The organism is Pseudomonas sp. F-14 TE3482 (assembly GCF_053629455.1).
In genome coordinates, this window is record NZ_JBRJII010000001.1 from 317,625 (window position 1) to 340,908 (window position 23,284).

Below are 23,284 nucleotides of genomic sequence, written 5' to 3' on the forward strand. Positions count from 1 at the left end.
ATTACTCGAACCAATGGGCTCGGGCGGCCATGATCAACTTGCCGGCACGATCATCGTCAATGCCGTCGATGTCGAGCAGGTCGTCAATAGACTGCTCGGCCAGGTCTTCGCGGGTAATTACGCCGCGCACCGCCAGTTCCATCGCCAAATCCTTGTCCATACCCTCAAGCGAGAGCAGGTCTTCGGCCGGATGGGCGTCTGCCAGCTTTTCCTCAGTAGCGATGGCTTTAGTCAACAAACGATCCTTGGCGCGAGCGCGAAGCTCGTTGACGGTTTCTTCGTCAAAGCCGTCGATGTTGAGCATTTCTTCCAACGGTACGTAGGCAATCTCTTCCAGGCTGGTGAAGCCTTCATCTACCAGCACCTGTGCCAGGTCTTCGTCGACTTCCAGCTCGTCGATGAAGTTGCGCAGGATGTCGCCGGTTTCTGCTTGCTGCTTAGCCTGGATGTCCGATTCGGTCATCACGTTCAGGGTCCAGCCAGTCAACTGGCTAGCCAGACGCACGTTCTGACCACCGCGACCGATGGCCTGAGCCAGATTGTCTGCGCCAACGGCGATGTCCATTGCATGGGCATCTTCGTCAACGATAATTGCCGCCACTTCAGCCGGCGACATTGCATTGATCACGAACTGCGCCGGGTTATCGTCCCACAGGACGATATCCACACGCTCACCGCCCAACTCGCCGGACACTGCCTGGACGCGCGAACCGCGCATACCGATGCAAGCGCCTTGCGGGTCAATGCGTTTGTCCTTGGAGCGGACCGCGATCTTGGCGCGCGAACCCGGGTCGCGGGACGCAGCCATTACTTCGATCAGGCCCTCAGCGATTTCCGGCACTTCGATGCGGAACAACTCGATCAGCATTTCCGGCGCGGTACGCGACAGGATCAACTGAGGGCCGCGGTTCTCGGTGCGGATTTCCTTGAGCAGCGCACGCAGACGCACGCCAACCCGGAAGGTTTCGCGAGAAATGATGTCTTCACGGGCCAGCAACGCTTCAGCGTTATTGCCCAGGTCGACGATCACGTTGTCGCGGGTGACTTTCTTCACGGTGCCGGAGATGATTTCCCCCAGGCGCTCGCGGTAGGCGTCGACGACTTGAGCACGCTCGGCTTCGCGAACTTTCTGCACGATGACTTGCTTGGCAGTCTGTGCAGCAATGCGGCCGAACTCGATGGATTCGATCTTTTCTTCGACAACATCGCCGACCTTGGCGCCAGGATGCGTTTCGGCAACCTTGCTTGGCCAGGTTTCGATGGCCGGATCGTCCAGGTCTGCTTCTTCGACGACCGTCCAGCGACGGAATGTCTCGTAAGCACCGGTGTGGCGATTGATTTCCACACGCAGATCGACTTCGTCCTCAAAACGCTTTTTGGTAGCAGTGGCCAGAGCCAGCTCCAGCGCTTCAAAAATTACGTTTGCCGGTACGCCCTTTTCATTGGATACCGACTCAACAACCAGCAGTACTTCTTTGCTCATCGTACGCCTCGCCTTTCGCAAGCCATTGGATCCGCGGGATCCGCGTCTCAGTCAAAACTGGGAATAATGTTGGCCTTGTCGATCATATCGATCGGCAACAGGAACTCATGGTCTTCAACCTGCACCACAACGTCCTGCTCTTCTACACCGCGCAGAAGGCCCTGAAAGTTGCGCCGACCTTCAAAAGGCGAGCGCAGCTTGATCTTCACTTGTTCACCGGCAAATTTTGCAAACTGCTCAATAGTGAACAGTGGGCGTTCCATGCCAGGCGAGGAAACTTCAAGGGTGTATTCAACGGCGATCGGATCTTCAACATCCAGTACACCGCTGATCTGACGGCTGACGATGGCACAATCGTCCACCAGCACGCCGCCCTCTTTATCAATATAAACGCGCAACATTGAGTGGCGACCTTGAGCCGAAAACTCAATACCCCAGCATTCATAGCCTAGGGCCACGACCACCGGGGCCAGCAAGGCCTGCAACTCTTCTAGCTTGCTCGACACCTGAACCCCCTCGTGCATGTATGTGCATGCTGTGCAAAATAAAAAAATGGGCGAAACGCCCATCCTTGAAACGCCGTTGAACAGCGGCGTTGAAAGTGTCCAGCTAACAAAAAGCCCCTGAAAAGGGGCTCCTTAAACTGGTTGCGGGGGCCGGATTTGAACCGACGACCTTCGGGTTATGAGCCCGACGAGCTACCAGACTGCTCCACCCCGCGACAAAGCTGGGGCGGAAGTATACGACCGATCCCTGACAGGGTCAATGTAACCTTCCACCTACAAGAAAGCCCGCAACAGCGGGCTCTCCTGATAATTGGTACCGAGAAGGGGACTCGAACCCCTACACCCTATGGGCACAACCACCTCAAGGTTGCGTGTCTACCAATTCCACCACCTCGGCAATACTACGTTTGAAACCCTTCTTACTTCTGCTCTTGAGCTGGAGGCACGTCAGTCGCTGGAGTAGCCGACTTTTGCTCTTGAAGCACCGGGACATCATCAGAAGCCGGTTGTTGCTTTGGAACTTCCAACACTGCTGGATTTGGCAAACCTACTTGAGTCAGCTCATGAGCCTTCTCTTTAGCAAAGTAACCTAACCCCAAGCTGGTTATGAAGAAACCGGCGGCAAGTATAGCAGTAAACTTACTAAGAAAGGTAGAGGAACCTTGGCTTCCGAACACAGTATTTGAAGCACCTGCTCCGAAAGACGCGCCAGCATCCGCACCTTTACCCTGCTGCAGCAAAACCAGAGCAACTACGCCCAATGCACCCAGCAGATGAAAAACGACTACGACTGTTTCCAGCATTTTTTCAGTTTCCCGCGGCGCGACAAATCGCACCGAACTCATCTGCATTCAGGGAAGCCCCACCAATGAGCCCCCCATCGATATCCGGCATGCCGAACAGTTCGACCGCATTGGCCGCCTTCACGCTGCCGCCGTATAGAAGCCGCACACCTTGCGCGACTTCAGAATTCTCTGCCGCCAACTGAGCGCGAATGGCTGCGTGCACATCCTGCGCCTGTTGCGGCGAAGCAGTCAGCCCGGTGCCAATGGCCCAGACCGGCTCGTAAGCGATTACTGCCTTTGCAAAGACACCTACACCCAGCTCCTCAATGATACTGCCAAGCTGACGCCCGACAACCTCAAGAGTTTTTCCAGCTTCGCGCTCTTCGAGGGTTTCCCCTACGCACAACACCGGAATCAAGCCACATGCCTGCGCCGCTGCGAACTTGCGAATCAGCATTCCATCCTGCTCGCCCATTATCTGGCGGCGTTCAGAGTGCCCGACAAGCACCAGGGAACAACCTGCATCCACCAATTGACTCGGCGCAATTTCACCGGTCAATGCACCTTGCATGGATTCCACTGCAGAATTCTGCGCGCCGACCGAAATCGACTTGCCTTTCAAGCCATCAATCACTTGATTGATATGCAAGCAAGGCGGGAATACCGCGACATCAACACCGCTTGGCAAAGCCAGATGACTAAGGCCATTGATCAGCTCAGCGACGCTGGCGCGGGTACCGTGCATCTTCCAGTTACCAGCTACCATAGGGCGACGCATGCTGTACCTCGTCGGTCAAAGTGGGCGCAGATGTTACCCAACACAATCATGGCTGGCAAGCCGAAATCAGACAGAAACTTCAGTTACCAGTTTTGCCAGCTCTTCGGCGTAACCGCGAACCTGCGTTTCGTCCTCGCCCTCGACCATGACCCGCACCAGCGGCTCTGTCCCGGACTTGCGTAAAAGTACGCGCCCACGACCGGCCATCGCCTGAGTGACACGATCACTCGCTTCCTTGACGGTCGGATGTTCGAGTGGATTCGCACCACCGCCAAACCGGACATTGATCAGCACCTGAGGACACTTGCGCAACGCCTGACGGGACTGAGCCAGGCCTTCTGCGCGCCTCTTCAGGGCCATCAACACCTGCAGCGCGGCAATAATTGCATCACCGGTGGTGGTATGACTGAAGCAGACAATGTGCCCCGAGTTTTCCCCGCCCACCTGCCAATCGCGCTCCAGCAACTCGGAGATCACGTAACGGTCGCCAACGTTGGCGCGCACAAAAGGAATGGCCAGATCCGCCAAGGCCAATTCCAGCCCCAGGTTACTCATCAGCGTACCGACCACACCGCCCTGCAACTTGCCGCGCTCTTGCAGATCGCGAGCAATGATGAACAGCAACTCGTCACCGTCGACGACAGCGCCAGTGTGATCAACCATCTGGACCCGGTCACCATCTCCATCAAAGGCAATACCCAAATCGGCGTGCTCGGCCAATACGGCAGCTTGCAGCGGCTCCATATGGGTTGAACCGCAATTCTCATTGATGTTCAGGCCATTAGGATGAGCAGAAAGCACAACGACATCGGCCCCCAGCTCACGGAACACACTAGGCGCCACTTTATAGGTCGCACCGTGGGCACAGTCGATCACGATCTTCAGCCCGGCAAAACTGGTGCCGGTCGGAACGCTGCTCTTGCAGAATTCGATATAACGGCCCGAGGCATCGTTGATTCGCGATACCTTGCCGATCTTGCTCGACTCAACCACGGTCATAGGGGTGTCGAGCAACTCTTCAATCATCAACTCGACTTCATCCGGAAGCTTGGTGCCCTTCCCGGAGAAAAATTTGATGCCGTTGTCGTCATGAGGGTTGTGCGAAGCGCTGATCACGATGCCGGCTTCAGCATGAAAGGTACGTGTCAGATAGGCGATGGCCGGCGTCGGCATCGGCCCCAGGAGCATCACATCAGCACCTGCCGAGGTCAGCCCGGCCTCAAGCGCCGACTCGAACATGTAACCAGAGATCCGGGTGTCCTTGCCCACGAGCACCTTGCAGGCACCCATGCTGCGAAATGCCATGCCTGCCGCCCAGCCAAGCTTGAGCATGAAATCAGGAGTAATCGGGTATTCACCGACCCGACCACGAATGCCGTCGGTGCCAAAGTATTTTTTGCTCATAAGTACTCCATCATTCTTATTCGGCTGATTCTACGGCGGCGATCATCCGCACCACATCAACGGTTTCGGCCACATCATGGACGCGCAATATACGCGCCCCCTTGACTGAAGCCAGTGCCGCGAGCGCCAAACCGCCATGCAGACGCTCTCCCACCGGCCGATTCAAGGCTTGCCCGATCATGCTCTTTCGCGAAACCCCGACCAACAGGGGCCGCCCCAAGGCATGCAAGGCCTCCATATGCTTAAACAAGCTCAGGTTGTGCTGCAAGGTTTTCGCGAAGCCGAAGCCCGGATCGAGGATGATCCGCTCAGCAGGGATGCCTACCGACGCACACTGAACCATGCGCTCGGCGAGAAACTCGCCGACCTCTTTCGTCACATCCTGGTACTGCGGATTGTCCTGCATGTCGCCCGGCTCACCGAGCATATGCATCAGACATACCGGCAAGCCGGTAGCCGCTGCCGCATCCAGAGCGCCATCTCGACGCAACGAACGCACATCATTGATCAAACCCGCCCCCAGCCTTGCGGTTTCACGCATAACTGCCGGTGTGGAGGTATCGACCGAGATGATCACATCGAGTTCACGACTGATGCGCTCAACGATAGGCGCTACACGCTCGAGCTCTTCAAGCGGTGAAACCGCCCTGGCACCGGGCCGGGTCGATTCACCACCAACGTCGATCAGCGTCGCGCCAGCCGCCACCATCGCCTCAGCATGGCGCAGGGCCGCATCCAGCTGACTGTATCGGCCGCCATCGGAAAAGGAGTCGGGAGTGACATTGAGAATGCCCATGACATGCGTCTGGGCCAAATCAAGAACCCGGTTGCCGCAAGGCAACCGGGTCGAGGACTGAACAGAAGTCATTTCAAACCTTATACGTCAGCAGCCGGGCCACCGATTGGTGTTTCCGGACGCCCATCCTGCACAGCCGGAGGGGTACCGGAAGTATCGCTGCTGCCAGACCAGTCGCGAGGTTCGCGAGGCGTACGACCCGCCATGATGTCATCGATCTGATCGGCATCGATCGTCTCGTACTTCATCAAGGCATCCGCCATGGCATCGAGCTTGTCACGGTTATCCGTAAGGATCTGCTTGGCCGTGCCGTAGCACTGGTCAATGATGCTGCGCACTTCGGAATCGATCAGCTTGGCTGTCTCGCCGGAGAAGCTGGCATGTTGACCGCCGCCGCCACGACCGAGGAACACTTCGCCCTCTTCTTCGGCGTACATCAACGGGCCGAGTTTTTCCGACAAGCCCCACTTGGTCACCATGTTCCGTGCGATCTGGCTGGCACGCATGATGTCGTTGGATGCTCCGGTGGTGACACCGTCGAAGCCCAGGGTCATTTCTTCAGCGATACGACCGCCGTACAGCGAGCAGATCTGGCTGATCAGCGCACGCTTGGACAGGCTGTAGCGATCTTCTTCCGGCAGGAACATGGTCACACCGAGCGCACGACCGCGCGGGATGATCGACACTTTGTAGACCGGGTCATGCTCAGGGACAACGCGACCGACGATAGCGTGACCAGCTTCGTGATAAGCAGTGTTCTGCTTCTCTTTCTCGGACATGACCATGGATTTGCGCTCGGCGCCCATCATGATCTTGTCTTTGGCCAGTTCGAACTCTTTCATCTCGACGATGCGCTTGCCGGCACGGGCTGCGAACAACGACGCCTCGTTTACCAGGTTGGCCAGGTCGGCACCGGAGAAACCAGGAGTACCACGCGCGATCACGGCCGGAGCGACGTCGTCACCCATTGGCACTTTGCGCATGTGGACCTTGAGAATCTGCTCGCGACCACGGATATCCGGCAGACCGACCACGACCTGACGGTCGAAACGGCCCGGACGCAGCAATGCAGGGTCCAGCACGTCGGGACGGTTGGTTGCTGCAATGACGATGATGCCGTCATTCATTTCGAAGCCGTCCATCTCTACCAGCAACTGGTTGAGAGTCTGTTCGCGCTCGTCGTGACCGCCGCCCATGCCGGCACCACGGTGGCGACCGACGGCGTCGATTTCATCGATGAAGATGATGCATGGCGCGTGCTTCTTCGCCTGCTCGAACATGTCACGAACACGACTGGCACCGACACCGACGAACATTTCGACGAAATCGGAACCGGAAATGGTGAAGAACGGCACTTTGGCTTCGCCGGCAATCGCCTTGGCGATCAAGGTTTTACCAGTACCAGGAGGACCAACCATCAGCACGCCACGAGGAATGCGACCGCCCAAACGCTGGAACTTGCCCGGATCACGCAGGAATTCGACCAGTTCACCAACTTCTTCCTTGGCTTCGTCGCAACCGGCAACGTCAGCCAAAGTGGTTTTCACCTGATCTTCGGAGAGCAAGCGCGCCTTGCTCTTGCCGAAACTCATCGGCCCGCCCTTGCCACCGGCACCGCCCTGCATCTGCCGCATGAAGAACATGAAGACAGCGATGATCACCAGGATCGGGAAGCTTGCGACCAGGAGTTGAGTCCAGATGCTTTGTTGCTCAGGTTGCTTACCTTCGACTACGACGTGGTTATCCACGAGGTCGCCGATCAGACCATTGTCCTGGATTGCCGGACGAATGGTCTTGAAGCTGTCGCCATCGTTGCGCTTGCCGGTAATCACGTAGCCATCAACCGCCACGCGCTCGACCTTGCCATCCTTGACCTGCTGGATGAAGTCGGAATAGTTGAGGGTCTGCGGCTCGTTAGGGCTGGAGAAGTTGTTCATCACTGTCACCAGGACAGCCGCGATGATCAACCACAGGATCAGATTCTTTGCCATATCGTTCAATTAACTACCCTCTGAAGCAAGCTCCGCTAATGGCGCGTGCTTCGCATGATATTCACCGGCCTAACTTACTACATTACCTACGGCTCTGGCAGGCGCCGTCTGTAACCCTTTGTGAAACACTTTCTACACAATATTCGCTAATGCTCACGGGACGAAATACGAAAAACCTATCGACCCGCAAAAAAACCTCGATTTACTCACTACGGCCGCGGTAGCCCCAAGCCAACATGTATTGCTCGCGGGAACTGCCACGGGAAGAGTCCGGCTTGATCATCTGGACCTTGTCGAATTTCTGACGAGCGTCCTTCACGTAAGCATCAAACCCTTCGCCCTGAAACACCTTGATCACGAAATTACCACCCGGCTTGAGTATCCGAGCCGCCAGATCAAGAGCCAGCTCACATAGAAACATGGCTTTTGGCATGTCCACCTCAGGCGTACCACTCATATTGGGGGCCATATCGGAAATCACAAGGTCCACCTGCGAATTACCCACGGCTTCAAGGATCTGAGCGAGCACTTCGTCCTGGGTGAAGTCACCCTGGATGAAAGTCACATCCGGAATGCTGTCCATTTCCAGGATGTCCGAGGCGATCAGACGCCCCTGACCACCGATCAGCCGACTAGTGACCTGCGACCAGCCGCCGGGCGCCGCACCCAGGTCGACAACGCTCATACCCGGACGGATCAGCTTGTATTTCTCCTGGACCTCCAGAAGCTTGTAACTCGCACGCGAGCGGTAACCATCCTTCTGCGCCTGCTTCACATAGGGATCATTGACATGTCTTTTCAGCCAACCAAGGCTTGTCTTGGAACGCGCCATTGGGCACCTCGATGATAAGGGTCGTGATTAATTGGGCGGATCCACGAACCCTCGGGTAAAATGGCCGCCATTTTACAGAATCCAGACTAAAGGGTCAGATTATGCCGCTCACTCAAGAGCAGAAGAAACAGTACAAATCCATTGGCCACCATCTGAAACCAGTTTTGATTGTGGCTGACAACGGTTTGACTGAAGGTGTGTTAGCCGAACTTGAACGCGCTTTGGCGGATCACGAGCTGATCAAAATCAAGCTCAACATCCTCGATCGCGAATCGCGCCTGGCAGCCATTGCAGAACTCTGCAAGGCCGGCAAAGCCGATCTGGTTCAGGTTATCGGCAAGATGGCACTGATTTACCGCAAGAACTTCAGCGTCAACAAGCAGCTGTCGAACGTCCATCGCTTCAAGTGATGACAAGGGTCAAGGGTGCGCTTCGCGCACCCTCACACTCCATCCCGGCACCGGCTGCATCACCAGCACCAGCCCGGAAAATCCCAGAACAAGATAGCTGAACAGCTGCCAATGCGCCGCCTGCGGCCAGCCGACGTGGACCGCGAAATACATCGCGCCCCCATACAGTGCCATCATCAGCAGTTGCCCACGAATATCGCGCCATAGACTGGCAAGGCCCTCGGCCTGAACCAGCACCAAAACCTGAAAAATCACACACGCTGCGGCAAATCCCACCATCAGCGTATTCAGCATGCCTGCAATTTCGTCGATCAGCAGCGGCGCCAGGCCTATTCGCCCCAGCACCGGCAGCAGACCGATGTGCAACAGCCACAGGCCGCCAACCCACAACATTTGGGTCAGCTGCCAAAGCATGGCGCCCGCACGGAGCGGGCGCCTTCTTTCAGAGGTGGCGAACTTCGACAATCTCATACTCGATAACGCCACCCGGCGTTTTCACGGCGACCACATCACCCTCTTCCTTGGCAATCAAGGCACGGGCCAGTGGCGAACCCACCGAAATCTTGCCGAGTTTGAAGTCAGCCTCATCCTCACCCACGATGTGGTAAGTGACGCGCTCATCAGTCTCGACGTTGGCGATTTCAACGGTGGTGCCGAAAATCACTTTGCCAGTGTGAGGAATGGTCGTGACATCGATGATGACCTGATTCTGAATCCGGCCTTCGATGTCACGAATCCGCGCCTCGACCATCCCCTGCTGCTCGCGAGCGGCGTGGTATTCGGCGTTTTCCTTCAAGTCACCCAACTCGCGGGCCGTGCCGATGTCCTGGCTGAGCTTCGGACGGACGACCTTGGTCAGGTGAGCGTGTTCTTCTTCCAGGGCTTTCGCGCCCCGGACGGTCATTGGGTATTTGATCATGCCTTCAATCCTGCGTGTAGATCCTGCAAGCGGCGCACGGTCTTCTCGGGACCGAACTTCAGCGCTTCACAGATAGCTTCGCCAGCAGCAATGGTAGTGGTGCAGTAGATCTTGTGCTGCAAGGCATTACGACGAATGGAATAGGAATCGGCGATCGACTGGCGACCTTCGGTGGTGTTGATGATCAGGGTGACTTCGTCATTCTTGATCATGTCGACCACGTGCGGACGACCCTCGGTCACCTTGTTCACACGACGCACTTTCAGGCCTGCGGCTTCGATCAGCCTGGCAGTACCGGCAGTGGCGACCACCTCGAAGCCCAAGTTGATCAGATCACGGGCCACGCCTGCAACCAGTGGCTTGTCATCATCACGCACGCTGATGAACGCGGTACCGCCAGTCGGCAGCACTTCGCTGGCGCCCATCTGGGCTTTGGCAAAGGCTTCGCCGAAGGTGTCGCCCACGCCCATCACTTCACCGGTGGACTTCATCTCTGGGCCCAGGATCGGGTCCACGCCAGGGAATTTGGCGAATGGGAACACCGCCTCTTTCACGCTGTAGAAGTTCGGAATGATTTCTTTGGTGAAGCCGATTTCCTTCAGGGTTTTACCGGCCATCACGCGAGCCGCGATCATTGCCAGGGAAACACCGATGCACTTGGACACGAACGGTACGGTACGGGAAGCGCGCGGGTTGACTTCGATGACGTAAATGTCTTCGCCTTGCAGCGCCAACTGAACGTTCATCAGGCCGACAACGCCCAGTTCCAGGGCCATTTTCTTGACCTGTTCGCGCATCTCGTCCTGGATGTGAGCAGGCAGCGAGTACGGCGGCAGGGAGCACGCGGAGTCACCGGAGTGAACGCCGGCCTGCTCGATGTGCTGCATGATCGCGCCAATCACCACGTCGGTGCCGTCGCAGACTGCATCCACGTCCATTTCGATCGCGCAGTTGAGGAAGTGATCGAGCAGCACCGGGCTGTCGTTGGACACTTTCACCGCATCACGCAGGTAGCGCTTGAGTTCTTCTTCTTCGTAGACGATTTCCATCGCGCGACCGCCCAGTACGTAGGACGGACGAACCACCAGCGGGTAACCGATCTTGGCCGCGGCACGAATCGCTTCGTCTTCGCTGCGCACGGTGGCGTTTGGCGGCTGACGCAGGTTCAGACGCTCAACCATTTGCTGGAAGCGCTCACGGTCTTCGGCACGGTCGATGGCGTCAGGGCTGGTGCCGATGATTGGCACGCCAGCTTCTTCCAGGGCACGCGCCAGTTTCAGCGGAGTCTGGCCGCCGTACTGGACGATCACGCCTTTCGGCTTCTCGACGCGGACGATTTCCAGTACGTCTTCCAGGGTCACTGGTTCGAAGTACAGGCGATCGGAGGTGTCGTAGTCGGTGGAAACGGTTTCCGGGTTGCAGTTGACCATGATGGTCTCGTAACCGTCTTCGCGCAGGGCCAGTGCCGCGTGTACACAGCAATAGTCGAACTCGATGCCCTGGCCGATACGGTTTGGACCGCCGCCGAGGATCATGATCTTGTCGCGGCCCGACGGCGCGGCTTCGCACTCTTCCTCGTACGTCGAGTAGAGGTAAGCGGTGTCGGTGGCGAACTCGGCCGCGCAGGTGTCAACACGCTTGTAGACCGGGAAGATTTCCAGCTTGTGACGGTGGCGACGCAGAGCCTTCTCGGTCACGCCCAGCAGCTTGGCCAGACGCATGTCGGAGAAACCTTTGCGCTTGAGGCGGAACATCACGTCGTGGTCGATGCTGGCCAGACCCAGGGTCTTGACCTTCTCTTCTTCCTTGATCAGATCTTCGATCTGCACCAGGAACCACGGGTCGATCATGTTCATGCCGAAAATATCTTCGACCGACAGGCCGGCGCGGAACGCGTCAGCGACGTACCAGATACGCTCGGCGCCCGGCACGGTCAGTTCGCGCTTGAGGATGCTCATGCTTTCCGGGTTGCTCAGGTCGAGCTTCTCGTCCAGGCCGCAAACGCCCACTTCCAGACCGCGCAGGGCTTTCTGCAGGGATTCCTGGAAGGTCCGGCCGATGGCCATGACTTCACCGACCGACTTCATTTGAGTGGTCAGGCGTGCGTCGGCTTTCGGGAACTTCTCGAAGGCGAAACGTGGCAGCTTGGTAACGACGTAGTCGATGGACGGCTCGAAGGACGCCGGGGTCTTGCCACCGGTGATGTCGTTCGACAGCTCGTCGAGGGTGTAACCGACAGCCAGTTTTGCCGCGACCTTGGCGATCGGGAAACCGGTCGCTTTCGAGGCCAGAGCCGAGGAACGGGATACCCGCGGGTTCATCTCGATCACAACCATGCGGCCGGTGTTCGGGCAGATGCCGAACTGGACGTTGGAACCGCCAGTCTCGACGCCGATCTCGCGCAGCACCGCCAGGGAGGCGTTACGCAGGATCTGGTATTCCTTGTCGGTCAGGGTCTGTGCTGGCGCAACGGTGATCGAGTCACCGGTGTGCACGCCCATCGGGTCGAAGTTTTCGATGGAGCAGACGATGATGCAGTTGTCCTTCTTATCGCGAACAACCTCCATCTCATATTCTTTCCAGCCGATCAGCGATTCGTCGATCAGCAGCTCTTTGGTCGGCGACAGGTCCAGACCGCGGGCGCAGATTTCTTCGAACTCTTCACGGTTGTAAGCGATACCGCCACCGGTGCCGCCCATGGTGAAGGACGGACGAATGATGCACGGGAAGCCGAGACGCTCGAGAACCGCGTTGGCCTCTTCCATGCTGTGGGCGATACCCGAACGCGGGCAGTCCAGACCGATGGATTTCATCGCCTTGTCGAAGCGCGAACGGTCTTCGGCCTTGTCGATGGTGTCAGCGTTGGCGCCGATCATTTCTACGCCGAACTTCTCCAGAACGCCTTCGCGCTCCAGGTCCAGGGCGCAGTTCAGAGCAGTCTGGCCACCCATGGTTGGCAGCAGCGCGTCCGGACGCTCTTTCTCGATGATCTTGGCAACGGTCTGCCACTTGATCGGTTCGATGTAGGTGGCGTCGGCCATGGCCGGGTCGGTCATGATGGTCGCCGGGTTGGAGTTCACCAGGATGACGCGGTAACCCTCCTCGCGCAGGGCTTTACAGGCCTGGGCGCCGGAGTAGTCGAATTCGCAGGCCTGGCCGATCACGATCGGGCCAGCGCCGAGAATCAGGATGCTTTTAATGTCTGTACGTTTTGGCATGGGTTGTCACTCAAATCCGCAGGTCAGTCGGCAAGCCGTCTTGTTCAATCTCTGAAGCCTTGAGGGGACCACCGGTTTCGGGACCGCCCTCAGGCTTCGCTACATCAGGGCGAGCGATTAGCGTCGCTTGGCCATTTCGTTGATGAAGCGATCAAACAGTGGCGCTACGTCGTTCGGGCCAGGGCTGGCTTCAGGGTGACCCTGGAAGCTGAAGGCGCTCTTGTCGGTACGCTCGATGCCTTGCAGGGTACCGTCGAACAGCGATTTGTGGATCGCCCGAACGTTGCCTGGCAGGGTCGCTTCGTCTACCGCAAAACCGTGGTTCTGGCTGGTGATCATCACCACACCGCTGTCCAGATCCTGGACCGGGTGGTTGGCACCGTGGTGGCCATGGCCCATTTTCAGGGTCTTGGCGCCGGAGGCCAGAGCCAACAGCTGGTGACCAAGGCAGATACCGAACACCGGAATCTCGGTTTCCAGCACGTCCTTGATTGCCTGGATCGCGTAGTCGCATGGCTCAGGGTCGCCCGGGCCGTTGGACAGGAACACGCCGTCAGGCTTCAGTGCCAGCGCTTCGGCGGCCGGAGTCTGTGCAGGCACCACGGTTACGCGGCAGCCGCGCTCGACCAGCATGCGCAGGATATTGACCTTGACGCCGTAGTCGTAGGCAACCACGTGGTACGGCAGATCGGAAGCGTCGATGGTCGCGTGGCTGTCGGTTTTCAAGTCCCAGACAGTCGAGCGCCACTCGTATTTCTCTTTGGTGCTGACGACTTTCGCCAGGTCCATGCCTTTAAGGCCAGGGAAACCCTGAGCGGCGGCGATGGCGGCGGCTTCGGAAATGTTGTCACCGGCCATGATGCAGCCATTCTGCACGCCTTTCTCACGCAGGATGCGTGTCAGGCGGCGAGTGTCGATACCGGCGATTGCCACCACATTGTTGGCTTTCAGGTAGTCGGACAGAGACATCGTGTTGCGCCAGTTGCTCGCAACCAGTGGCAGGTCACGGATGACCAGACCAGCGGACCAGACGCGGTCGGACTCGGCGTCTTCCGGCGTGGTGCCGGTATTGCCGATGTGCGGGTAAGTCAGGGTAACGATCTGTTGGGCGTAGGAAGGATCGGTAAGGATTTCCTGATAGCCGGTCATTGCGGTGTTGAACACCACCTCACCAACGGTTTGACCGTCGGCTCCAATGGCTTCGCCGCGAAAAATGCTGCCATCAGCAAGGGCGAGTATGGCTGGCTTAGTCAAGAAGACCTCCCGTAAATAAAGCCTGAAAGGGCGATCGCAGGTTGTAAAAAAGCGGAGTGACGTATGGACACGTCACCCCGCTTCTTCACCGAATTATTCTGCGCGCTTTTAGTGGACACACTAAAGCTGTAGCTTACAGAAAAAGGCATTTTTGGTCTACCGCCAATGAGCCCTAAAGGCCGGAGAATGCGACAGGACGTCGCTTGGCAGTTTAAAACCGGGCTCAAACGCTGAGTTTGAACCCGATTTCGGGCACATCTTACCGCAGGTCGAGCACGTCTTGCATGTCGTAAAGGCCTGGTTCACGACCGTCCAGCCACAACGCAGCACGTACCGCGCCCTTGGCGAAGGTCATACGACTGGATGCCTTGTGCGTGATTTCCAGTCGCTCGCCTTCACAGGCGAACAGCACCGTATGATCACCGACCACATCACCACCGCGAACAGTCGCGAAGCCGATCGTTTCACGCTCACGCACACCGGTGTGACCTTCACGACCATAAACCGCGACCTTCTGCAGATCACGATCCAGCGCACTGGCGATCACTTCGCCCATGCGCAGAGCCGTGCCTGAAGGGGCGTCGATCTTGTGCCGATGATGAGCCTCGATGATTTCGATATCAGCGTCATCGCCCAGCACACGAGCTGCCATGTCGAGCAGCTTCAGCGACAGATTTACACCAACACTGAAATTGGCCGCGAACACAATCGCAATATCCTTGCTCGCCTCGGCCAGCAACTGCTTCTGCGCCGCGTCCAGCCCCGTGGTGCCGATCACCATGGACTTGCCCGCTTTACGGCAGAATTCCAGGTTTTTCAGCATGACTTCCGGGAGCGTGAAGTCGATCAACACATCGAACTCATCGGCCACCGCATCCAGCTTACCGGACAGCGGCACACCGATTCGCCCCAGCGATGCCAGCTCACCGGCATCCACGCCAATCAGTGTGCTGCCGGGGCGCACAATGGCTGCCGTCAGGCCGGTCAGCGGCGCGCGTTGCTGCACCGCTTCGACCAGAATCTTGCCCATGCGCCCGGCAGCGCCCATCACAGCTATACGTCGCATGCCGACTCCTTACAAATCGCCGAAGAAGCGCTTCACGCCTTCGAACCAACCGGTGGTTTTCGGCGAATGACTGTTGTCACCCGCCAGGGAGCTGCGCAACTCCTCCAGCAATTCGCGCTGACGACGACCCAGGTTAACCGGGGTTTCGACCGCCACGCGACACATCAGGTCACCCGCACCGCCACCACGAACCGGCGCGACGCCTTTGCCGCGAACACGGAACTGCTTACCGGTCTGAGTCCCTTCCGGAATCTTCAGCTTGACCCGACCATCAAGGGTCGGAATCTCCAGTTCGCCGCCCAGCGCTGCATCGACGAAGCTGATTGGCACTTCGCAGAACAGGTGCTTGCCGTCACGCTGGAAGATCGCGTGCTCACGCACGTTGATTACCACGTACAAGTCTCCGGTCGGACCACCCTGCGCACCCGCCTCGCCCTCACCAGACAAGCGAATACGGTCGCCAGTATCGACACCGGCCGGCACTTTCACCGACAGGGTCTTGTACTCTTCGACACGACCTTCGCCGCGGCAGGAATCGCACGGATCGGAAATGATCTTGCCTTGGCCATGGCAGCGTGGGCAGGTCTGCTGCACCGAGAAGAAGCCCTGCTGCATGCGTACCTGACCGATACCGCCGCACGTCGGGCACGTGATCGGCGAGGAGCCTTTCTTGGCGCCCGAGCCATCGCACGGCTTGCAGTTGACCAATGTTGGAACACGGATATTCACGGTCGTGCCGCGCACCGCTTCTTCCAGGTTCAGCTCCAGGGTGTAACGCAGATCGCTGCCGCGCTGAGCGCCACCACGAGCACCGCCGCGACCGCCACCGAAGAAGTCACTGAAGACATCGCCAAAGATGTCGGAGAAGTTCTGACCGCCAAACCCGGCACCGCCGCCACCCATGCTCGGGTCGACACCGGCATGACCGTATTGGTCATAGGCTGCGCGCTTGCTGGAATCGGACAGCACTTCGTAGGCCTCGTTGGCCTCCTTGAACATATCTTCCGACGCTTTGTCATCGGGATTACGGTCCGGGTGATGCTTCATCGCCAGGCGACGGTAGGCCTTTTTCAGGTCCGCTTCGCTTGAACCACGCTCAACACCCAATACTTCGTAATAGTCACGCTTTGCCATAAGTCTTTGCACTCTTAAGGACGTTCGGCAAACCTCTCCTGAGCCTCGCCAAACTCGTTGAGCCCCAATACAGGCCCGGACCCAACTCACGTCAATTCAACGATCCTGGTCTTTGATTCGATGCGGTACTTTCGACTCGAAAAGCAGGAGCATTTCCGGCCATACCATCAGCACCCGAACGGTTGTCGCATGCTGTAAAAATTCGCTAACTCCAGACACGCCAACGCGGGAGCAAGCTCCCGCGCGGCGACATCCTACCAGTCACCGCCTGAAGGCAGTCAACCGGGCGACCAACAACTTACTTGTGGTCTTTGACTTCTTCGAACTCGGCATCGACAACGTCGTCAGCTTTTTCAGCTTTTTCGTCGTGCGGTGCCGCGCCTTCAGCTGGCTGAGCCTGGTCGGCGTACATCTTCTGAGCCACTGGCGCGGAGACTTTGGAAAGCTCTTCAACCTTGGCTTCGATAGCGGCCTTGTCGTCGCCTTTGATGGCGGTTTCCAGGGCAACTACAGCGGCTTCGATTGCAGTCTTCTCTTCAGCGCTCACTTTATCGCCAGCATCAGCGACCATTTTGCGCGTCGAGTGAACCAGGGCATCGCCTTGGTTACGAGCGCTGGCCAGCTCTTCGAACTTGCGGTCTTCTTCAGCGTTCACTTCAGCATCGCGAACCATCTGCTGAATTTCTTCCTCGGACAGACCGGAGTTGGCCTTGATCACGATCGACTGAGTCTTGCCGGTAGCCTTGTCTTTCGCGCCGACGTGCAGGATGCCGTTGGCGTCGATGTCGAAGGTCACTTCGATTTGTGGCACGCCACGTGGTGCTGGTGGAATCTCGGCCAGGTCGAACTTGCCCAGGGACTTGTTCTGTGCGGCCTGCTTACGCTCACCTTGCAGGACGTGAATGGTCACTGCACCCTGATTGTCGTCGGCAGTCGAGAACACTTGCGATTTCTTGGTAGGAATCGTGGTGTTTTTCTCGATCAGCGCGGTCATCACGCCGCCCATGGTTTCGATACCCAGAGTCAGCGGGCTGACGTCGAGCAGCAGAACGTCTTTCACATCACCAGCCAATACCGCGCCCTGGATAGCAGCACCCATGGCAACAGCTTCGTCAGGGTTGACGTCTTTACGTGCTTCTTTACCGAAGAAATCGGTTACCAGCTTCTGAACCAGTGGCATACGGGTCTGACCGCCGACCAGGATCACGTCGTTGATCGAACCAACGTCGATACCGGCGTCTTTCATCGCGATGCGGCAAGGTTCGATGGTGCGCTGAACCAGGTCTTCAACCAGCGCTTCGAGCTTGGCGCGGGAGATTTTCACGTTCAAGTGCTTAGGACCGGTAGCGTCTGCAGTGATGTACGGCAGGTTCACGTCGGTCGACTGGCTCGAGGACAGTTCGATCTTGGCTTTCTCAGCGGCTTCTTTCAGGCGCTGCATGGCCAGCGGGTCACCCTTGAGGTTCATGCCGCTTTCTTTCTTGAACTCGTCAACGAGGTAGTCGATCAGACGAATGTCAAAGTCTTCACCACCCAGGAAAGTGTCACCGTTGGTGGCCAACACTTCGAACTGATGCTCGCCATCAACTTCAGCGATTTCGATCACGGAAACGTCGAAAGTACCGCCGCCCAAGTCGTAAACGATCACGGTGTGATCGCCTTTGGCCTTGTCCATACCGTAGGCCAGTGCGGCTGCGGTTGGTTCGTTGATGATACGTTTAACGTCCAGACCCGCGATGCGGCCGGCGTCTTTGGTGGCTTGACGCTGGCTGTCGTTGAAGTAGGCCGGAACGGTGATCACCGCTTCGGTCACTGGCTCGCCGAGGTAGTCTTCGGCGGTCTTCTTCATTTTCTTCAGAATTTCAGCCGAAATTTGTGGCGGCGCCATTTTCTGGCCGTTCACTTCAACCCAGGCGTCGTTGTTGTCAGCCTTGACGATCTTGTAAGGGACCATCTGGATGTCTTTCTGTACGACTTCTTCGTCAAAACGACGACCGATCAGACGCTTCACCGCGTACAGGGTGTTATGCGGATTGGTCACTGCCTGACGCTTGGCCGACTGGCCAACCAGGATTTCACCGTCGTTGGCATAAGCGATGATCGACGGCGTGGTACGCGCGCCTTCAGCGTTTTCAATAACTTTAGCTTTGCCGTTTTCCAGCACGGAGACGCAGGAGTTGGTAGTCCCCAGGTCGATACCGATAATTTTGCCCATGTTCACTCTCCCGAAACTTTGGATTTGGATGCCGCAGTAGTGGTGGCTGACTGCGGTAGCACTTAAACGCTTGACTTCTAAATGGGGGCCTTGCGGCTAATTTCAAGCCTGCTCGTCAATCGAAGGCGAAACCGGTGCAGGTGCCTTGCTGACCACGACCATGGCCGGGCGCAGCAGGCGACCGTGAAGCTGGTAGCCCTTCTGAAACACCTTGAGCACGCTGTTTGGCTCGACGTCGGCGCTTTCCTGCATGGCCATCGCCTGATGATGCGAAGCATTGAAGGGTTCGCCTTCAGGATCGATCGCTTCCAGGTGATAGCGCTTCAGGGTGTCCTGGAACATTTTCAGGGTCAGCTCGATCCCTTCGCGCATCGGACGAATGTTTTCGTCGTCAGGGTTGGACAGCTCCAGGCCGCGCTCCAGGCTGTCGATGATCGGCAGCAGGTCGCCAGCGAACTTTTCCAGGGCGAATTTGTGAGCCTTTTCAACGTCCTGCTCGGCACGGCGGCGGACGTTCTGCAGATCGGCGGCTACACGCAAAGCCTGATCCTGCGCACCAGCCAATTGCTCTTCGAGCACTTGTACACGAGCCGCCAGGTCTTCACCCGAAGCCTCGGGGCCCTGGTTGGCGTCTAGATTTTGCGTATCCACTGTCTGTTCGTCAGCCATAGATTTCTCCTTCCAATATCGTCCGCGAGCTCAACTCGCGCTTCTGCCCCGGTATATGGGGCCGCAAAATTCAGCTTCAAGGGCTATTTGATGATTAACCCTACAAAAAACAGATGCATTGTCATTCCTCATTGCGCTAAGGATTTTCGTAAATCAAGCAAATCGACCTAAGAGAGGGCATTGTCAGCCTGAAACAAAACACTGTATAAATAACCAGACCTAAAGCCTGGGAGCGGCCTTTATGCTGGTGCACCTGTCCGTACATAACTACGCCATCGTTGAACATCTCGATCTCGAACTCGATCGCGGGATGAGCGTGATCACAGGGGAAACCGGCGCCGGCAAGTCGATCATGCTCGACGCCCTGGGCCTGACCCTGGGCGATCGCGCCGACAGCGGCGTGGTCCGCCCGGGCGCCGACAAGGCCGATATCCTGGCCACCTTCGATCTGGTCGACATCCCGGAAGCCAGTGCCTGGCTGGCGGAGCGCGACCTCGAAAACGACGGCCCGTGCATTTTGCGCCGCGTGATCACCGCTGAAGGGCGATCCCGCGGCTATATCAACGGCACCCCCTGCCCCCTCGGCGACCTGAAAGCCTTGGGCGAGTTGCTGATCGATATCCACAGTCAGCACGAACACCAATCCCTGCTCAAAACCGATACCCATCGCCGCCTGCTCGACGAATACGCCGGTGCCACAGACCTAGCCCGCCAGGTGCAATTGGCCGCCCAACGCTGGCGCCAGACCCGCCAGGAACTGGAACGCCTTTCCAACTCCGGCGACGAACAGCGCGCCCGCCATCAGTTGCTCAGCTACCAACTTGAAGAACTGGAAAACCTCGGCCTCGGCGAAACCGAGCTGGAGCAGCTGGAACAGGAACACAAGAACCTGACCAACGCCGAAACCCTGCTGGGCATTTGCCGGCAAGTGGTCGAACAATGCAGCGAAAGTGATTCCGGCAACGTACTGAACGCGCTGACCGCCAGCCTTAATCGCCTATCGAGCGTGAACAATTCGATCGGCGCCTTGGGCGAAGCCAGCAGCCTGCTGACCAGCGCACAGATTCAGGTTGAAGAAGCCGTAGGCGAGCTGAACCGCTTTCTTGACAATTTCGACGCCGACCCGGCCCGCCTTCAATACCTGGAAGAGCGCCTCGATGCCATCTACACCCTGGCGCGCAAACACCGCATCCAGCCGACCGAGGTCGCCGAGATGCAGCAGAAGCTACTCGATGAAATCGAAACCCTGAATGCCAACGACGAATCCATCGAACGACTGAGCGATGAGCTGGCCTCCTACGCCCGCCATTACCAGGAGAAGGCCCGGGAGCTGAGCGATCTGCGACATCAAGCCTCAAGCAGCCTGGCCAGCGCCGTGGAACAGGAAATCCAGCGTTTGGGCATGCCCGGCGGCCGCTTCACCATCGAGCTGCGCCCCAACAGCAGCGACGAACTGCTGCCCAATGGGCTCGAACAAGTAGAACTGCTGGTAAGCGCCAACCCGGGGCAACCATTGAAAGCCCTGGCAAAAGTGGCGTCGGGTGGCGAACTGTCGCGTATCAGCCTGGCGATTCAGGTGATTACTGCACAGACCTCCCGCGTACCGACACTGGTGTTCGACGAAGTGGACGTGGGTATCGGCGGCCCGACCGCCGAGATTGTCGGCCAGTTGCTGCGACGGCTCGGGGAGCGTGGGCAGGTTCTGACCGTGACTCACTTGCCGCAAGTGGCGGCGCAGGGGCATCAACATCTATTTGTACACAAGGTCCGCGGTGAAGACGCCACACATACGGCCGTCTCAAAACTGAGCAAGACCGATCGCGTTGAAGAAGTGGCACGGATGCTGGGCGGCATCGACCTCACCAAGGAATCACTGGCTCACGCGAAAAAGATGGTCGTTACCGCGAAAATTTGAGAACAGCAGACAGCACGAAGGCGACCCTGGGGTCGCCTTCGTTCGTTTCGCGAACCTGAAGTTCGCGCGACATGCTTACTTTTTCTTGCGCACGTACAGCACAAGATTGTGATCAACCATCTCGAAGCCATACTTGTCGACGATTGCTTTCTGCAGCCGCTCGATTTCTTCGTCGAAGAATTCGATCACTTCACTGGTCTCGACGTTGACCATATGGTCGTGATGCTTGCCGTCGTCCAGCTCGAAGACCGCATGGCCTCCGTCGAAGTTGTGCCGCACCACAAGGCCAGCTGCCTCGAACTGGGTCAGAACACGGTAAACCGTGGCCAGACCGACGTCCTCACCAGCCTCCATCAGCGCCTTGTAGACATCCTCGGCACTCATGTGGCGTTGCTCGGCGGAATCGAGCATTTGCAGAATTTTGACCCGTGGAAGGGTCACTTTGAGGCCGGCTTTGCGTAGTTCGCTATTTTCAACCATGGTCAGCTTTCTCGCGATGCTGCTTCGCAGCTTCTCTTAATGCGGGTATGATCGGCGTTTACGTTGTCCCAGCCAAGATAGTGGAAGTCGCCCACCGATGCAAAACACCAAGCTCTTGCTAACCAGTTTCACCTTTGTGGGACTGCTCGCACTCGCCGGTTGTTCATTCCCCGGGGTTTACAAAATCGACATCCAGCAGGGCAATGTCGTCACGCAGGACATGATAGACCAGTTACGCCCGGGAATGACCCGCCGGCAAGTACGGTTTATCATGGGCAACCCTCTGCTGACCGACACGTTCCATGCCGATCGCTGGGATTATCTGTACAGCCTGCAACCGGGTGGCGGTGAACGCCAACAGGAACGCATTAGCGTTATCTTCAACCCAAATGACCAACTTGTCAGCCTCTCTGGCGATTTCATGCCAGGCGTGAGCCGCGACGAAGCCATTCTCGGCAAGGACAGCGACACTACCGTGACCGCACCTGCCGAAAATGTCGAGAAGCCGAAGCCAGAAAAACCGGTCAAGCCTGGGTCGTTGCTGGATCAGATCCAGAAGGACGTGGACAACGTGGAAACCGTTCCAGTCCCGACGCCAGAACCGCTGGAAACCTCGCCGCAATAATTTGCGACGCAATAAAAAACCCGGCATGTCCGGGTTTTTTATCGCCTGGCGTTTACCCGGATCACTGATTCCGGGCTTTGGCCTCCGCCGCCTTGGCGGCGCGCAACCGGCGAACTTCTTTCGGATCGGCAAGCAACGGCCGGTAAATCTCGAGGCGATCCCCCGCCTGAACCGGACGATTGGCCGGCTCAGCGATCACTTTGCCAAAGATCCCAACCGGACAACTGGCTAGATCCAGCTCAGGAAATTCGCTGTTCAGGCCGGATTTGAGCAACGCATCTCGCACCGTTGCGCCCACCGGCACCGTTACGGTCAGCAGTACCTGACGATCAACAGCGGCATACACCACTTCGACCTTGATCATTGCCTCAACCATGCATCTGTTTCGCACGCTGGCAAAACGCGTCCATCAGCGTATTCGCCGCCTGATTGAACAAAGGCCCCAACGTCGCACGTACCAGCGGTCCCGAGTAGTCGAATGACAAGTCCAGACTGATCTTGCAGGCCTTCTCGCCCAACGGCTTGAACACCCAGATGCCATGCAACTGGCTGAACGGACCTTCTTCGAGGTTCATCTCGATAGAATGCCCGGGCACCAGGGTATTACGCGTCACGAAATGCTGACTCAGGCCACCCTTGGCCACGCCGACGCTGGCTCGCATAAGCTCAGGGGTGCTTTCCAGGACTTGCGCCGACGAGCACCACGGCAGGAATTCCGGATAGCGGGCCACGTCGTTGACCAGGTCATACAGCGCTTGTGCCGGATACGGCAGCAGGGCCGAACGTTGAATGTGTGTCGTCATG

22 protein-coding genes and 2 tRNA genes are annotated in these 23,284 nt (G+C 57.7%); 3 read left to right on the top strand and 21 right to left on the bottom strand.

From position 1 onward, the window contains the following. Position 1 precedes the first annotated feature (1 nt). The 10 genes from nusA to rlmE all read right to left on the bottom strand — a co-directional run bounded on the left by nusA (position 2) and on the right by rlmE (position 8,575). Positions 2-1,483 carry a transcription termination factor NusA gene (nusA, locus tag AB7M26_RS01440; protein WP_007900474.1) on the bottom strand — a complete coding sequence of 494 codons (1,482 nt, stop codon included), beginning with the start codon at positions 1,481-1,483 and terminating at the stop codon, positions 2-4. A 47-nt stretch (positions 1,484-1,530) separates the two neighbouring features. Beyond that, on the bottom strand, positions 1,531-1,989 hold the full coding sequence (gene rimP / locus AB7M26_RS01445) for a ribosome maturation factor RimP (RefSeq protein WP_010463487.1): 459 nt from the start codon (positions 1,987-1,989) through the stop codon (positions 1,531-1,533). A gap of 138 nt (positions 1,990-2,127) precedes the next feature. Beyond that, positions 2,128-2,204, bottom strand: a tRNA-Met gene (locus tag AB7M26_RS01450). A 96-nt stretch (positions 2,205-2,300) separates the two neighbouring features. Continuing rightward, a tRNA-Leu gene (locus AB7M26_RS01455) sits at positions 2,301-2,386 on the bottom strand. Positions 2,387-2,408: 22 nt separating this feature from the next. Beyond that, positions 2,409-2,792 carry a preprotein translocase subunit SecG gene (secG, locus tag AB7M26_RS01460; RefSeq protein WP_030128079.1) on the bottom strand — a complete coding sequence of 128 codons (384 nt, stop codon included), beginning with the start codon at positions 2,790-2,792 and terminating at the stop codon, positions 2,409-2,411. 4 nt (positions 2,793-2,796) lie between these two features. Further along, positions 2,797-3,552: a triose-phosphate isomerase gene (tpiA, locus tag AB7M26_RS01465; protein ID WP_038978906.1), complete on the bottom strand. Its 756-nt coding sequence runs from the start codon at positions 3,550-3,552 to the stop codon at positions 2,797-2,799. Between the two features lie 66 nt (positions 3,553-3,618). Further along, positions 3,619-4,956, bottom strand: coding sequence for a phosphoglucosamine mutase (glmM, locus tag AB7M26_RS01470; RefSeq protein ID WP_123498887.1), 1,338 nt, complete (start codon positions 4,954-4,956; stop codon positions 3,619-3,621). Between the two features lie 16 nt (positions 4,957-4,972). Beyond that, positions 4,973-5,824 carry a dihydropteroate synthase gene (gene folP / locus AB7M26_RS01475; RefSeq protein ID WP_019582454.1) on the bottom strand — a complete coding sequence of 284 codons (852 nt, stop codon included), beginning with the start codon at positions 5,822-5,824 and terminating at the stop codon, positions 4,973-4,975. A gap of 8 nt (positions 5,825-5,832) precedes the next feature. Further along, entirely contained in the window at positions 5,833-7,743 is a 1,911-nt protein-coding gene (ftsH, locus tag AB7M26_RS01480; RefSeq protein WP_123498885.1) for an ATP-dependent zinc metalloprotease FtsH, read from the bottom strand. Positions 7,744-7,945: 202 nt separating this feature from the next. Further along, complete coding sequence (gene rlmE, locus AB7M26_RS01485) at positions 7,946-8,575, bottom strand: 23S rRNA (uridine(2552)-2'-O)-methyltransferase RlmE (protein ID WP_007900501.1); 630 nt, start codon at positions 8,573-8,575, stop codon at positions 7,946-7,948. Between the two features lie 101 nt (positions 8,576-8,676). On the opposite strand from rlmE, the gene AB7M26_RS01490 reads away from it, so the two are divergent. Continuing rightward, entirely contained in the window at positions 8,677-8,985 is a 309-nt protein-coding gene (locus AB7M26_RS01490) for a YhbY family RNA-binding protein (protein WP_007900503.1), read from the top strand. 9 nt (positions 8,986-8,994) lie between these two features. Here AB7M26_RS01490 and AB7M26_RS01495 read toward each other — a convergent pair whose 3' ends face one another. The 8 genes from AB7M26_RS01495 to grpE form a co-directional block, all read right to left on the bottom strand. Continuing rightward, the gene (locus AB7M26_RS01495; RefSeq protein ID WP_123498883.1) at positions 8,995-9,399 is read right to left on the bottom strand and encodes an MFS transporter; all 405 of its coding nucleotides are present in this window, start codon (positions 9,397-9,399) and stop codon (positions 8,995-8,997) included. 28 nt (positions 9,400-9,427) lie between these two features. Then, entirely contained in the window at positions 9,428-9,904 is a 477-nt protein-coding gene (greA, locus tag AB7M26_RS01500; protein WP_123498881.1) for a transcription elongation factor GreA, read from the bottom strand. Then, the gene (gene carB, locus AB7M26_RS01505) at positions 9,901-13,122 is read right to left on the bottom strand and encodes a carbamoyl-phosphate synthase large subunit (protein ID WP_123498879.1); all 3,222 of its coding nucleotides are present in this window, start codon (positions 13,120-13,122) and stop codon (positions 9,901-9,903) included. The genes greA and carB overlap by 4 nt, the downstream gene beginning before the upstream one ends. A gap of 117 nt (positions 13,123-13,239) precedes the next feature. Next, complete coding sequence (gene carA, locus AB7M26_RS01510; RefSeq protein WP_123498878.1) at positions 13,240-14,376, bottom strand: glutamine-hydrolyzing carbamoyl-phosphate synthase small subunit; 1,137 nt, start codon at positions 14,374-14,376, stop codon at positions 13,240-13,242. 259 nt (positions 14,377-14,635) lie between these two features. Continuing rightward, positions 14,636-15,442, bottom strand: a complete 807-nt coding sequence (dapB, locus tag AB7M26_RS01515; protein ID WP_123498876.1) for a 4-hydroxy-tetrahydrodipicolinate reductase — start codon at positions 15,440-15,442, stop codon at positions 14,636-14,638. A 9-nt stretch (positions 15,443-15,451) separates the two neighbouring features. Continuing rightward, entirely contained in the window at positions 15,452-16,576 is a 1,125-nt protein-coding gene (gene dnaJ / locus AB7M26_RS01520; RefSeq protein ID WP_008067198.1) for a molecular chaperone DnaJ, read from the bottom strand. A gap of 298 nt (positions 16,577-16,874) precedes the next feature. Then, positions 16,875-18,791 (bottom strand): molecular chaperone DnaK, encoded by a 1,917-nt coding sequence (gene dnaK, locus AB7M26_RS01525; protein WP_007900530.1) that lies wholly within the window; start codon positions 18,789-18,791, stop codon positions 16,875-16,877. 102 nt (positions 18,792-18,893) lie between these two features. Continuing rightward, on the bottom strand, positions 18,894-19,460 hold the full coding sequence (gene grpE / locus AB7M26_RS01530; protein WP_007900531.1) for a nucleotide exchange factor GrpE: 567 nt from the start codon (positions 19,458-19,460) through the stop codon (positions 18,894-18,896). 241 nt (positions 19,461-19,701) lie between these two features. Here grpE and recN point away from each other — a divergent pair, with 241 nt between their 5' ends. Further along, on the top strand, positions 19,702-21,375 hold the full coding sequence (gene recN, locus AB7M26_RS01535; RefSeq protein WP_007900533.1) for a DNA repair protein RecN: 1,674 nt from the start codon (positions 19,702-19,704) through the stop codon (positions 21,373-21,375). A 75-nt stretch (positions 21,376-21,450) separates the two neighbouring features. On the opposite strand, the gene fur is transcribed toward recN, so the two are convergent. After that, positions 21,451-21,855: a ferric iron uptake transcriptional regulator gene (gene fur / locus AB7M26_RS01540; protein WP_003197684.1), complete on the bottom strand. Its 405-nt coding sequence runs from the start codon at positions 21,853-21,855 to the stop codon at positions 21,451-21,453. 97 nt (positions 21,856-21,952) lie between these two features. Between fur and AB7M26_RS01545 the strand changes: the two genes are divergently transcribed. Next, positions 21,953-22,480 (top strand): outer membrane protein assembly factor BamE, encoded by a 528-nt coding sequence (locus tag AB7M26_RS01545; protein WP_123498874.1) that lies wholly within the window; start codon positions 21,953-21,955, stop codon positions 22,478-22,480. Between the two features lie 61 nt (positions 22,481-22,541). Here AB7M26_RS01545 and AB7M26_RS01550 read toward each other — a convergent pair whose 3' ends face one another. Further along, positions 22,542-22,856 (bottom strand): RnfH family protein, encoded by a 315-nt coding sequence (locus tag AB7M26_RS01550; RefSeq protein WP_123498872.1) that lies wholly within the window; start codon positions 22,854-22,856, stop codon positions 22,542-22,544. After that, a complete protein-coding gene (locus tag AB7M26_RS01555; RefSeq protein ID WP_123498870.1) occupies positions 22,849-23,283 on the bottom strand; it encodes a type II toxin-antitoxin system RatA family toxin in 435 nt (144 codons plus the stop codon). The genes AB7M26_RS01550 and AB7M26_RS01555 overlap by 8 nt, the downstream gene beginning before the upstream one ends. Position 23,284 lies beyond the last annotated feature (1 nt).